The sequence below is a fragment of the Caldisericia bacterium genome, assembly GCA_026414995.1.
GTDB lineage: Bacteria > Caldisericota > Caldisericia > B22-G15 > B22-G15 > JAAYUH01.
On the sequence record JAOAHY010000021.1, the window covers coordinates 1 to 13496 of the forward strand.

Annotated in this window: 12 protein-coding genes and 1 pseudogene; 7 read left to right on the forward strand and 6 right to left on the reverse strand. The window is 26.8% G+C overall.

The features are described 5' to 3' along the window. Together N3D74_06180 and N3D74_06185 are read right to left on the reverse strand one after the other, a co-directional pair. Positions 1-217, reverse strand: a 217-nt coding sequence (locus N3D74_06180; protein ID MCX8095756.1) for a hypothetical protein, incomplete at its 3' end; no start/stop codon positions are given. Between the two features lie 46 nt (positions 218-263). Further along, positions 264-1163 carry a DUF4349 domain-containing protein gene (locus N3D74_06185; GenBank protein ID MCX8095757.1) on the reverse strand — a complete coding sequence of 300 codons (900 nt, stop codon included), beginning with the start codon at positions 1161-1163 and terminating at the stop codon, positions 264-266. A 117-nt stretch (positions 1164-1280) separates the two neighbouring features. Between N3D74_06185 and N3D74_06190 the strand changes: the two genes are divergently transcribed. The 7 genes from N3D74_06190 to oraE all read left to right on the forward strand — a co-directional run bounded on the left by N3D74_06190 (position 1281) and on the right by oraE (position 9205). Continuing rightward, complete coding sequence (locus N3D74_06190) at positions 1281-1976, forward strand: ABC transporter ATP-binding protein (GenBank protein ID MCX8095758.1); 696 nt, start codon at positions 1281-1283, stop codon at positions 1974-1976. Beyond that, on the forward strand, positions 1977-3578 hold the full coding sequence (locus tag N3D74_06195) for a hypothetical protein (protein ID MCX8095759.1): 1602 nt from the start codon (positions 1977-1979) through the stop codon (positions 3576-3578). It begins immediately after the preceding gene. After that, positions 3579-4859 carry an ABC transporter permease gene (locus N3D74_06200; protein ID MCX8095760.1) on the forward strand — a complete coding sequence of 427 codons (1281 nt, stop codon included), beginning with the start codon at positions 3579-3581 and terminating at the stop codon, positions 4857-4859. Between the two features lie 63 nt (positions 4860-4922). After that, a complete protein-coding gene (gene ortA / locus N3D74_06205; GenBank protein MCX8095761.1) occupies positions 4923-5219 on the forward strand; it encodes a 2-amino-4-oxopentanoate thiolase subunit OrtA in 297 nt (98 codons plus the stop codon). A gap of 3 nt (positions 5220-5222) precedes the next feature. Further along, the gene (gene ortB / locus N3D74_06210; protein ID MCX8095762.1) at positions 5223-6638 is read left to right on the forward strand and encodes a 2-amino-4-oxopentanoate thiolase subunit OrtB; all 1416 of its coding nucleotides are present in this window, start codon (positions 5223-5225) and stop codon (positions 6636-6638) included. Further along, entirely contained in the window at positions 6631-7008 is a 378-nt protein-coding gene (locus tag N3D74_06215; protein ID MCX8095763.1) for an ornithine aminomutase subunit alpha, read from the forward strand. Before ortB ends, N3D74_06215 begins: the two co-directional genes overlap by 8 nt. Continuing rightward, complete coding sequence (gene oraE, locus N3D74_06220; protein ID MCX8095764.1) at positions 6992-9205, forward strand: D-ornithine 4,5-aminomutase subunit OraE; 2214 nt, start codon at positions 6992-6994, stop codon at positions 9203-9205. Before N3D74_06215 ends, oraE begins: the two co-directional genes overlap by 17 nt. On the opposite strand, the gene acpS is transcribed toward oraE, so the two are convergent. The 4 genes and pseudogenes from acpS to N3D74_06240 form a co-directional block, all read right to left on the reverse strand. Next, complete coding sequence (gene acpS / locus N3D74_06225; GenBank protein ID MCX8095765.1) at positions 9192-9530, reverse strand: holo-ACP synthase; 339 nt, start codon at positions 9528-9530, stop codon at positions 9192-9194. The two genes, oraE and acpS, sit on opposite strands and share 14 nt — an antisense overlap. A gap of 8 nt (positions 9531-9538) precedes the next feature. Beyond that, a complete protein-coding gene (locus N3D74_06230; protein ID MCX8095766.1) occupies positions 9539-12598 on the reverse strand; it encodes a stalk domain-containing protein in 3060 nt (1019 codons plus the stop codon). A gap of 112 nt (positions 12599-12710) precedes the next feature. Continuing rightward, positions 12711-12920 (reverse strand): annotated as a pseudogene (locus N3D74_06235) (hypothetical protein). Between the two features lie 111 nt (positions 12921-13031). After that, a partial coding sequence (locus tag N3D74_06240) for a hypothetical protein (protein ID MCX8095767.1) occupies positions 13032-13496 on the reverse strand: 465 nt, incomplete at its 5' end.

Sequence of the window (13496 nt, forward strand, 5' to 3'; positions counted from 1 at the left end):
GTGTTGGAACCGGATGTTTTTCTATTATATTATTCTGTATAGCACATCCTATTATAGATTTAACAAAACTCTCTCTCACATTTGAAGCAAGACCTGCTACTACAGTAACTGCTACTTTAATCCTAACTTTTTTTGCTTTTTCTTTAATAGCCTTTTCTTCTTCTTCGTCTGAAAGAGCTAAAAGCATTGCAATTTTTCCAATTCTCTCTAATTTCATCTCAATTTTTTCCATAATAAATTAATTATACCTAAATTTAACTATTTTATTTCTTTTTCAATAGATATTTTTTAATTAGAAAATAAAAAAGATATGTTAAAAATGCCCAGGGCAAAATGAATGCTAAAAAAATTATCATAAAAATAATTGAATTTATTATGCTTTTTAATGCAAAAATCAAGCCTTCTATGACTCTTTTTAAAATTTCAGATTTTTTCCAAAATGGAACGACTTCCTCTTTTTCTGTAATCATTATAGATATTTCAGAATATTCACTATGATAATTAATATAATTCATCCTCCCTTTTATTCTTTCAATTTCTGTCTCAATATTTTGAAGTTCGGTCCTTATTGAAAGTAAATCTTTAATCTCTTTCGCCTTTTCCAACCATGATAAAAGAAGAGTTCTTTGTGATTCAAGAATTTTTATTCTTCCTTCAAGATCAAAATATTCTTCGCTTACATCTTGAGTTGAAATTGATAAATTTTTCATTTTACCAATTTCATTCAATTTATTAACAAAATCATTAAAGTTTTTTGAAGGTATCATAAAAGTCAAATAACCAGAATTTTTTTCATCTTCTTCATAAACTTGTGAATTAATTAAACTCCCACTGAATTGATTTGCAAGTAAAATAACCTTGTTAAGCGTTTCGTAAAATTTGCCTTTTTCAACTTCAATGTTTGCATTACCTTTTTTTATCAATTTCAAACCAGTTTCATAATAAGTTGTTTGAGTTTTATATTGAGCATTTTCTTCTGTACTTTTAGTTTGCATAAGAGATTCATTATTTATACCATATTCAGGAATAGTTGAATTTTTTCTCATTGTTCCAAAAAATGGTAAAAGTTTTGAAAGAAAAACACTAGATAATATTAATCCAACAATAATAATTAAAATTATAATAAAGATTATTGATGCTCTTTTGTTAAATAATTTTCTCATTAAATTTCACCTCCTCTATTTTATAAACTCAAAACTATTTAAAAAGTTTCAAATAATTTTTTGATCTAAATCATTTTTTTGTAACAAACTATTTTTAAAATTGTATAATGAAATATAATGGATACAATAATTGAAACTCAAAATCTTATTGTAAATTATTATCTTGAAAAAGTAATTGTCCCTGCATTAAGAGGAGTAAATTTAAAAATTGACAAAGGAGATTTTGTTGCAATAATGGGAAAATCTGGTTCAGGAAAATCTACTCTTCTTCATGTCCTTGGTGGACTCCAAAGACCAACAAAAGGAACAGTCTTTATAAATGGAGTAAATTTAACAAAATTAAACGAAAATGAACTTGCGATTTTTAGAAGAAAATATATAGGATTTGTCTTTCAATCTTATAATCTTATACCGACTCTTAATGCACTTGAAAATGTTGAACTACCTATGATCTTTTTTAATAAAAATATCAAAGAAAGAAGAGAGAAAGCAATTTCAATTTTAACAAAATTTAAATTGGAAGATAGATTAAAGCATAAACCCTCTGAACTTTCAGGAGGGGAACAACAAAGAGTTGCAATCGCAAGAAGTTTGGCTAATGATCCTGAAATAATTTTGGCAGATGAACCAACAGGAAATCTTGATTCAAAAACTGGGGAAAGTATCATGGAAGAATTTGTAAATATAAATAAAAATTTTAAAAAAACTGTTTTAATTGTAACTCATGCAAGAGAAGTTGCTGAATATGCAAATAAAATTATACATATAAAGGATGGATTAATTGAAACAATCGAAGAATTAAGGAGGAATTAAATGAAAAAAAACTTGATCAGTCTGTTAATAATAATATTTATTTTTTCTTTTATAAAAATATCTTTAAGTAAAAATCAGGTTGAGAATAAACCAATTTTAACAATTAAAAATTTTAATTATTTTCCAAACCCTGTTGCAAATGGTGAAAGTTTCGATTTAAATCTAAATATAGTAAACATTGGCAGCAAGGATGCAAAAAATATTAAAATAGAAATTAAAAAAATTGAAGGACAAAATACTCTTTTATACTTCTCACCCAAAGAGTTCAGCAATGTAATTTATATAAATTTAATACAAAAAGAAGAGAGTAAAAATGTGAAATTTTCTTTTAATGTAGATGAAAATATTAAAGGTGGTGTTTATAATTTTGTTGTTGAATTTAATTATGAAGATGATGAAAAATTAAATTATTATAGTCAAGAAATTGTTGGAATTTTTGTAAATAAAAAACAAGAGAAAATAAAACCAAATGTATTGATAGAAAATATTATGACTGAACCAAAAATTGTGGAAATTGGAAAAAATTTTAAATTGTATATTTCACTTTTTAACATAGGAGAAGAAACTGCAAAAGGTTTAAAATTACAATTTAATGGAGTGGGGAATTCGCAAGATTTGTATCCATTTACTATTCTTGATTCTAGTAATACTATTTTTATTGGTGATTTAAAAGAGGGTGAGAGAAAGAAAATAAATATTAATTTTTCAGTATCTTCTGATGCAAAAGAGGGTTTATATAATTTGAATATTAATATAATTTATGAAAATAGTGAAAAATTTTCTGAACTACAAAAATTTGGAATAATTGTTAAAAAGATTGAACCACAAAAAAGTTTAAATTTGATTTTATCAAATTATAAAATTAGCCCTGAGATAGTTAATCCAGGAAATATTTTTGAAATTGATTATACAATTACAAACATTTCTAAAGAAACTGCATATAATATAACACATAAAATTGAAAGATTAGAGAACACAAACTCTCTTTATCCTTTTTCTCCAGTTTTCTCCACAAATATAAACAAAAATAATTTAATAAATAGTGGTGCTTCTATTAGAAATAAAATCAAATTTTTTGTCTCACCAGATGCAGAATCAAAAACTTATAATTTGCTTCTTTCAATAAAATATGAAGATATAAACGGAAATTTTTATGAAACCACATCAACTATTGGAGTTATTGTTCTGAGGAAACCTATTATTTCTATATTTAACTTTTCATGTCCAGAAAAAGTTAAAGAAAATGAGACATTTACTATTTCATGCGAAATTGGAAATACAGGAAATTATCCAATTAGAGGAGTGATTTTATTTCTAAAGGGTTTACCTGTTAATAACGGTGATAAATTTATTGGTACTCTTGAAAGTGGAAATTACGATACATATGAATTTGATGTAAAACTTGATAAAGAAGGAAATTATAGTGGTGAATTAATCATTCAATATGTAGATGATTCTAACAACATCCATGAGACTAAAAAAGAGTTTAAAATTTTAGTTGAAAAAGAGGTAGTGAATGAATCAAAAAATAATAATCCAAGATTAACAATATGGCAAAAGATATGGAGATTTATATTAAAACTTTTTGGAATAATTAAGTAAATGAGATTAAAAGATACAATAACAATTGTTCAAAGAAATTTAGCAAGATCTAAAACAAGAACAATTTTAACTTCAATTGGGGTTTTAATTGGTGTTGCTGCAATAGTAACACTAATTTCAATTTCAATTGCATTAAATAAAAGTGTTGTTGAACAAATTGAAAGTAGTGGAGATTTGAAAACTCTAACAGTTTATCCTATTTCATTTAGATTTGGAGGAAGAAACCCATTTAATAGGAGAAGCACTTCTTCTATGTCCGAAATAAAGATAATAAATAGAGATGCTCTAAAAAATTTTGAAAGAATTAATGGTGTTGTTGCAGTATCACCTATTTATGAATATTCTGGAATTAAAATTGAGGGAGGAAAAGTTTATAGCATATCAACTTTTATTGGAATTGAAGTAAATAAAATAAAAGAGATTGCAGGAGATTTAGAAAAAGGGAGATATTTTACAAAAAACGATAAATATTATTTAATTGTTGGAGCAAAGTTTGGAGAAACTTTTCTAGATAAAAATAGTGAAAAAGAAACAAAAATAGATGTTTTAGGAAAAAATTTTAAAATAACTTTACAAAGAATAAAAGATGGAAAAATAGAAACAAAAACATATTCCTTTAAAGTTATAGGAATATTAAAATCAAAAGGAACACAAGAAGATTATAATGTATATGTTCCAATCGATACAATTATTTCGATAAGAGATTGGGTAACTAACTCAAATCTTAATCCAGAACTTAATGGTTATCAAAGAGCGATTGTAAAAGTAAAAGATGTTAACAGTGTAAGTTATGTCACTCAAAAATTAGAAGATATGGGTTATACAGTTTTTTCAATTCAAACATTGATAAATGCCATTTCAAATGTTTTTAGAATATTGCAATTCATTTTAGGAGGTATAGCAGCAATTTCTCTTATAGTTGCTGGTGTTGGAATAATAAATACTATGACTATGTCAATTTATGAAAGAACAAGACAAATAGGAATCATGAAAGCAATAGGTGCATCAAATAAAGATATTCTCTTGATATTTCTAATTGAATCTGCTGCTTTAGGATTTTTTGGTGGTATTGGTGGAGTTATTTTATCATTTATTTTGAATACTATAATAACAATAATTTCACCCTTCATTACTCAAGGTGTAAAATTAAATGTTATTTCGCCATTTTATTTAATTATATTTGCAATAATGTTTGCTATAATTATTGGAATAATTTCAGGATATTTTCCATCAAAAAGAGCAGCAAATTTAAGTCCAGTTGATGCATTAAGATACGAATAAAACAAGTTTGACAAAATTAAATTTATTCCATATAATTTCAATTTGGTATGAGAAGGAGGGATTATGATCCTTAAAAAAGGAGATTATGTTGAAATAAAAAAAACTCTATTAAATCCAGATGAAAGAGCAGAAAACCTACCTGATGATACAAAGAAAGTTCCATATGAAGGAAAAATCAGAGGTTATCTTACCCACGATGGAGAGATAGGCAAAGAAGTAGAAATTGAAACTCCCATTGGAAGAAAATTAAAAGGAATTCTTCTTGGCTTGACAAAAGAGTATACACATAATTTTGGAGAACCAATTAGAGAATTAATTGATATTGGAAAAAAAATAAAAGAAAAATATCTTAAGGATTAAAATATGGGGAAGGTTGAAGAATTTTTGAAAAAAAGCAGCGAAATAATGAAGAAATCTCTTGCGGGAATTGAATATGATAAATTTGAAATAAAAAATATTTCATTTAATTATGACGCTCTTATGGATTCAGTCCCTTATGATATTGGTGAAATTTCAAAAATTCAAAGAGAATTTAAAGTTGGAGGAACTCCTCTTTATGAATTAAAAAATATTAATAAAATAGTTAAAAAATTATCAAAGAAGGGTTTTGGTGCAAAAATTTTACTTAAAGATGAAGCAAATAATGCCTCTGGCTCATTTAAAGCAAGAAGAGCATCACTTTCAATTTATCATGCAAAAAAATTAGGTTATGAAGGAGTAGTTGCAGAAACAAGTGGAAATTATGGAGCAGCAGTTGCATCTCAAGCAGCACAAATGAATTTAAAAGCAATAATAGTTCAGGAAGTATTTGATTCAAAATGGATTGGTCAACCTGAAATTCTTGAAAAAGGGAGAGCATGTGAGGCTTATGGTGCTGAAGTTTGGCAGATGACTGTTGGACCAGAACTTTTTTATACAACACTTCTTATTTTAAAAGAAACAGGTTATTTTAATGCATCACTTTATACTCCATATGGAATAAAAGGAATTGAAACATTAGGTTATGAAATAGCATTAGAAGTTAAAGAAAAATATGGGAAATACCCAGATTATGTTTTAGTTACTCACGCAGGTGGTGGAAATGTTACTGGAACTAAAAGAGGTCTTCTTTTAGGAGGTGCAAAAAATTCAAAAGTTATAGGTGTATCTGTTGATTTAAGAGGTCTTCATATGGCATCTGATAATGATTTTAATAAAAAATCATTCACTACAGGTCATACAGGCTTTGGAGTACCATTTATGGTTAAACCAGATAGAACTGATGTTCCAAGAAACGCAGCAAGACCTCTAAGATATATTGATGATTACTTAATTGTATCTCAAGGAGAAGTTTTTTATACAACAATTCTTCTTGCACAAGTTGAAGGACTTGAAAGAGGCCCTGCTGGAAATACATCCCTTGCTGCAGCAATTCCACTTGCAATTGAACTTCCTGAGGATAAGATAATTGTTGTTCAAGAAACAGAGTATACTGGTGCAGGAAAACATCCATTTGCTCAACTAACATTTGCAAAAAAAATGGGTATTGAAGTTGTAAAAGGTAAGCCAGAAGAAAATTTGCCAGGTAAAAAAATTGCAATACCGGAAGATGTTAGTGAACTAAGATATGAAAAGGTCGATTTAAATGAGATAAAGAGATCATATTTAAAAAATGCGATAAAAAATTTAAATGAAATAACAAAAGATGATCTTAAATTTCTTAAAGAAGAGATAAATGAAAAAGAAAGTGATTTTGTGGAGAGATATCTTTTTGAGAAAGGAGTGAAAGTTTATGGTTAGAGAAGATGATTTTGAAAAAAGAAGGGAGCATCTTAAAAATATGAGTGAAGAAGAATTAATTGAATATTTTTGGAAACTTACAGAAAAAATTGTTGACCCACTTGTAGAATTATCTTACACACATACATCTCCTTCAATTGAAAGAAGTGTTTTACTCAGAATGGGGTTTTCAAGCATTGAAGCAAAAGATATTGTAAAAAATATGGTTGAGAATAATCTATTATCACATGGTGCAGGAAGAATAGTTCTTTTATACAGCGAATTAAAAAACAAAAATTATATAGAGGCAGGAAAAGAATTAGCAAAAGGAATCGGATGGGACGAAATTTTAAATTATTATAGGAGGAATAAAGATGCTCTCTCCGAATGAAAAAATTAATATAAAAGAAATTTTAAAGGATCTTCAAAATTATAAACCAAAAAGATTTGGTTGGACTTTTAGAAAAAAATTAGATAAACAAAAATTTTTAAATCTTGAATATTTTGAAACAAGTGAATCTCTTAAAAATTCAATTCCACTTCCTGCTTCTAGACAAATGGAATATATTGACCCTCAACCTGATATTACAATTACAGTTGAAATCGCTTCAGGTAGATTTGAAGATGACATTAGAAGAATGAGAATGGCAGCCTGGCACGGTGCAGACCATATCATGGTTATTAGAACTTTAGGTCAAAGTCATTTTGACGGATTAATTGAAGGAACACCAGAAGGTGTTGGTGGAATTCCAATAACAAGAAAACAAATTAGAGCTACAAGAAAGGCACTTGATCTTATAGAAGAGGAGGTTGGAAGAGAAATAAATTTACACTCTTATGTTTCTGGAATAGCAGGTCCTGAAATAGCAGTTTTATTTGCTGAAGAGGGAGTTAATGGAGCTCATCAAGACCCTCAATATAATATTTTATATAGAAACATAAATCCAGTAAGGTCATTTGTTGATGCTGGTGTTAGTAAAAAAATAATGTCAGAATTCAAAATGCTTCAAATAGATGGAGCTCATAATGCAAATGCAACTGCAAAGTTTGGGTATAAAGTTATGCCAGAGCTTTTAGTTCAACATGCTATAAATTCACTTTTTTCTTTGAAAATCGGTATGAAAAGAGATTATATTGCTCTTTCAACTGTTCCACCAGATGTTTCACCATTTCCTGCTTTAAGATTAGATATACCTTATGCAAATTTGTTAAGAAAGGTTTTTAAAGGTTTTAGGTTTAGAGCACAAATGAATACAAAATATGTTGAATCTTGTACAAGAGAAGCAACAGTAAATCATACTTTAAATGCTTTAATTTCAAGAATAACTTCAGCAGATATTCAATCAACTATAACTCCAGATGAAGGAAGAAATGTTCCATGGCATTATAACTCAATTCATGCAATAAATACTGCAAAGCAAACTCTAATTGCAGCAGATGGGCTCAAAAAAGTTGTAAAAATCAGTGATGATGAATATGAAAAGAAAAAAGAAAGAGAACTTCTTGAAAGAGCAATTTTATTTTTAGAAGAAATAATTGAAGTAGGTGGATATTTTAATGCTCTTGAAAAGGGATTCTTTGTTGATTCAGGTTATTATCCTGAAAGAGTTGGAGATGGAATAAAAAGACCTCAAAATGAAGGTGATGAAGCTGGAACAGTAGTAAAAAGAGCAAAAGATTATCTTGCACCAGTTTGTCATCATTATGGATATAACAATTTACCAGATGGCTTAAATAAACCATGTGATCTAATAGATGGTTGTACATTTTGTAAAAGAGAAAAAATCGTTTATATTGATGAACTTGATCCTGATGATAATGTAGAGGTAAGACTTAAAAAAAATGAATCATATGATAATGAAGGAATGTTTAAACCAGAGGTTCAATGGAAAAATGATGGAGTTATACTTGTTTCAATGTTTCTACCAATAGATAAAGAAAAAGCACCTTATGCAGCAATCGAAATAGGAAAAAAATTAGGGCTTTTAAATGTGGAGGTGATACATCAACAAGTTCTCCATCCAGCAGAGGGAAGTTATATTGAAATAAAAGGAGAAGTACCATTTTTTATAAAAGAAGCAGAAATAAAGATTCCAGAAAAAATTAAACCGCTTAAAGATGAAGAAATAATTGAAGAAATTAAAAAAAGAGGTGGAATAAAATGTGTTGCTGCAACTCTAGGTGAAGATGAACATAATGTTGGTTTAAAAGAAATAATTGATATAAAACATGGTGGAATTGAAAAATGGGGTTTTCAAGTTATTTACCTTGGCACAAGTGTTCCACCTGAAAAAGTTGTAAATGCTGCAATTGAAGTTGGAGCAAAGGTTATACTTGCTTCCACTACTGTAACACATGGAAATGTTCATAAAATAAACTTAAAAAAACTAAATGATACTTCTATTGAAAAAGGAATTAGAGAGAAAATTATAATAATTGGTGGAGGAACACAACTATCTCAGGATACAGCAAAAGAAGTTGGAATAGATGCAACATTTGGAAGAGGTACGAAAGGAATAGATGTTGCTTCCTTCATAATTAGAAAGTTAAGAGAAAAAGATGCAGAGACTCAATCTATTTTTCAATAATTGCTATTGATATTACATAATCTCCATCATGTGAAATAGAAATTGAGATATTACCCTGAGGTTTAATCAATATAGGTTTATTATCATTATCTTTTAAAATCTCAATATCTTTAAAACTTTTGATTTTTAAATAGTTTTTACCTGCTTTTATAATCGCTTCTTTAAGTGAAAATCTTCCTGCTAAATGTAGATAACTATTTTTATAATTTTTAAATAAATTTAACTCATTTTCAGTAAAAATTCTTTTCAATATCTCAGGATTATTTTTTATAACTTTTTCAAATCTTTTTATATTAATAATATCTATACCAATACCTATAATCATCTTAAATTTTATGGATAAGGATAAGTAACAGTAATTTTTTTATAAACACCATCCCATTCGACTTTACATCCTAAACTTTCCGCAATAAACCTTAAAGGAAGCATTGTTCTTCCATTAATTATCAAAGGTACAACTTTTGGATTACTCTGATCTATCTGTTTCTCTAAACCATTGACTAGAGATTTATTTTTTCCTATCCATAATTCAATCTTTGTCTCCTTAAGAGAAATTGTAACCTTTTTCTCATTTGCAAACCAATCAACTTTTGCTCCAATTGGTTCAACCACATATCTAATAGGAAGATAAGTTCTTCCTTCAATAATTTGAGGTGCAACATCTATATTTTGAGGAATATCATTAATATAAATAACTGAACTAGAAATTTGGAGTATTATAACAAATTTTTTACTATATTTAACTTTGTATTGTTTTGTTAATTTATTAAGAGCATTATCTATTATTTCTATATTTATTTCATTAATACCTTCATACAAAAATAATTTATATTTAAATTTATTCTCTTCATCCAAATCTATTCTTTTTTTATTTATATATATAGCATTATCTTTAATACCACTTAAATCATCAACTACTTTTCCTTCAATAGTTAACTCTGATTCATTTGTTTCTGATGGAATATTAACAAATATTTCAGGAGGTTTTAAATCTTCTATGATAATTGAAATAACTTTTGAAAAATCTGAATAATTCCTTTTTTCATAGTTATCAAATACTCTTATTGAATAATAATAGGTTTTATTATATTCGAAATCAGAATCTAAATAAAAGGTCTCTTCTTTATTTAGCACTTTAAGTAAATACATTTTAGTTGGATCTTCTCCTTTATAAATCTCATATCCTAAAATTGGAAAAGTACCTTCAGAAGCATTTGACCATTCTAACCTTATTAAATTATCTTTTTTAAATGCATTAAACAAATCTGGAACTTTCGGTGGAATTATATCTTCAAATTTAAATTTTTGTACCTTTGACCAATCTCCATAAGATAAGTCATTAACACCTCTTATTCTAAAATAATATATTTTATTTTTTATGAAGTTAATATCTTTTAAATTTAATTCAATATATTTAATATTAGAAATTTTTTCTTTATAAATTATTTTATTGAAATTTTCATCTTCTGAAATTTCAAATTCAAAAAAGATATTTCCAAAATCTTCTTTTATATTCCATGAAAACTTTATAAAATCATCATAAATTACCTCATTATCTTTTGGGGATATTATATCTATGTTTAGATTTTGAAAAATCATATTTAAAGGTATCTTTTTTACTCTCTTATTTCCGCTATCTACAATGTATAAAAAATCATTTTTTACTACTAATCCTGATGGTAGGAAAAATTCTTGAGGTAATTTTTGATAATCATTTATGTTTTTTAAACCCTCTCTTAAAGTTATAGGGCCACCGATCATTCCAAACTCTTTAATCAAATTTCCATTTGTATTTATTACTCTAATAGGTACTTTATCAATATCAGGATTAGTTATCCATATTCTATCTAAATTATCAATATATATTGATACAGCGTTTTCATGAAGAGTTTTTATGTGATTCCCATCCTTATCAAAAACTAAAATTCTACTATTAATAAGATCGCATACATATAAATTAAAATTTGAATCAACTGCGACATCGATTGGGTTAAATGTTTCATTTTTTAATTCAAATATTTTTATAAATTCACCACTCGCCTTTATTTTTTGAACTCTAGAATTCCTATAATCTGCTATGTATAAGTTACCAATCTTATCTGCACAGATGCCCGATGGATTACTATATTGATTTTGACTATTTCCAGGACTACCAAATCTCATCAATTCATCACCCTTGGTGTTAAACTTTCTAATCATACCAAAATCTCCTAAATAGTATCTGTTTGTTATGTAAAGAGAATTATCTGTACTATAATATATACTCCAAGGCCACAGCAAAGAACCTATTTTGTTTGTCTCACTAAATCCTCCAAAAGAAAATCCGGGTTTCAATTCTTTATTAAATACACTTACTTTCATTTTGTTAAAATCAACAATATAAATATTCTCTTTTATATCAACTTCAACATCAGTAGGGCTTAGAAATAAATCAATTTGATTTTTAGGTGTTCCTATTTGATGAATTAATTTACCGTCATAACTAATAACAATAACTCTGCTGTTGAATGAATCTGTTATTGCAATCCTTCCATTTGCAACAGATAATCTTCCTGGTCTCATAATATAACCTGATACAATATTTTGACCAGAAATAGTTTTTATAAATTTACCTAATGAATCAAAAATTTCTATTGTTCCTAATCCATAATTTGTAATATAAACAATTCCATTTTCATCAATATCAATACCAGATGGCCAATAAAAATTCGATTTTGTAAAACTAGTGATATAATCTCCATTAATATTAAAAATGTGAACTTTCTGATTTGTTATTTGAGGCGTAGAAATAATATAAATCTGATTATTTTTTGGGTTATAAGCAAAATCTCTAAACCCCATTACATCTTTTTTATCAATTATCTCTTTTAAAAACTTACCTTCTTTATTAAATATTTTCACAACTTTATCACTATCAGTTAGAACATAAATATTTCCATCTTTATCAAATTCTATTGCATCATTTATCCCAAAAACTTTATATCTAAATTCTTTTAATTCAAATAGAAATTCTCCTCTTAAATTAAATATCTGAACTCTATTTATTTTATCTATAAACCAGTTTTTTAAATCTATTAAAGCAACTCTCCCATTATACTTATCAACATCAATTGCAAAGGGAAGAGTCAATAAGCCTTCCTTTTTTCCAAAATTACCAAAATTGTAAAGAAACTTTCCTTCGTTATCAAATACTTTAATATATGGATAGCCTGGATCTGCGATATAAACCCTATTTTCACCATCTAATCCAACATCATTTGGCAAACAGACATCGTTATATAAAGGTCCAAAACCAAAAATTTCAATCTTAGATTGAGAGGTTACTTTTGAATTGATATAAAATATTGAAGTAGTAATTATAAATATTAATATAATTAAAATGAATATTCTCATTATTTACCTCCAATTATTTTAATTGTATTTTTCTAATTATAACACAGTATTTTAAATTATTTGGATTTTTATTTTTGGAGTGATAATTGGAGTGATAAAGTGATAAGATATCTTATGTAATAAAATTTCTATTTTTTTCTTTTATGAAATTTGAATACCATTCATTATATTCATTTTCTGAAATTATATTTATTTCAAAAGGGTTAACAAAGCCAATTAATTTTCTCAATTCTAAAAGAGTGTCTGTTTTTTCTCTAGAATCAATTTCTCTATCCTTTAAAATTACTAAAATATCAATATCACTGTTTTGATTGAAATTTTTTGTTAAATATGAACTTTACTTGTTCTTTATAAAAAATCTATACCATTTTTATAAAATTTTATGCCTCTATCTTTTAAAATTTAACCAAAATTCATCCTTAAATTTAAGTGATCAAAAAGTATGAAGTTTGTTATAAATTCTCTCAATATCTTTTATTGTATTAATATCAATTGGTGATTTATCATCTCTTATCCTTAAAATTCTTGCAAATCTTAAAGCATAACCACTCTCATATTTTCTACTTTTTTGAATATCTTCAAAACCAACCTCTACAACAATTTCAGGTTTAACTTTAACCCCACCTTCAATATCTTTAATTTTTATTTTTAATAATTTATTTGTTATATATTCAAACTCTTTATCAGTTAACCCTTTAAAAGTTTTACCAAGTGGAAGAAAAATCTTCTTGTCTTCTGATAAACAATAAAGCATATAATCTGAAAGCCAATTCATTCTTCTTCCATATCCCCAATAGGCATCAAGAATTACAAGGTCAAGTGTTTCAACTTTTTTTAATTTAAACCAGAGTTTTCCTCTTCTTCCACTTTGATATACACTATTTAGTCTCTTTGCAAC

Excerpts from the sequence above, each read along its gene's own strand:
- N3D74_06185 (MCX8095757.1), bottom strand. The coding sequence starts at position 1,163 with ATGAGAAAATTATTTAACAAAAGAGCATCAATAATCTTTATTATAATT.
- N3D74_06190 (MCX8095758.1), top strand. The coding sequence starts at position 1,281 with ATGGATACAATAATTGAAACTCAAAATCTTATTGTAAATTATTATCTT.
- N3D74_06195 (MCX8095759.1), top strand. The coding sequence starts at position 1,977 with ATGAAAAAAAACTTGATCAGTCTGTTAATAATAATATTTATTTTTTCT.
- N3D74_06200 (MCX8095760.1), top strand. The coding sequence starts at position 3,579 with ATGAGATTAAAAGATACAATAACAATTGTTCAAAGAAATTTAGCAAGA.
- ortA (MCX8095761.1), top strand. The coding sequence starts at position 4,923 with ATGATCCTTAAAAAAGGAGATTATGTTGAAATAAAAAAAACTCTATTA.
- ortB (MCX8095762.1), top strand. The coding sequence starts at position 5,223 with ATGGGGAAGGTTGAAGAATTTTTGAAAAAAAGCAGCGAAATAATGAAG.
- N3D74_06215 (MCX8095763.1), top strand. The coding sequence starts at position 6,631 with ATGGTTAGAGAAGATGATTTTGAAAAAAGAAGGGAGCATCTTAAAAAT.
- oraE (MCX8095764.1), top strand. The coding sequence starts at position 6,992 with ATGCTCTCTCCGAATGAAAAAATTAATATAAAAGAAATTTTAAAGGAT.
- acpS (MCX8095765.1), bottom strand. The coding sequence starts at position 9,530 with ATGATTATAGGTATTGGTATAGATATTATTAATATAAAAAGATTTGAA.
- N3D74_06230 (MCX8095766.1), bottom strand. The coding sequence starts at position 12,598 with ATGAGAATATTCATTTTAATTATATTAATATTTATAATTACTACTTCA.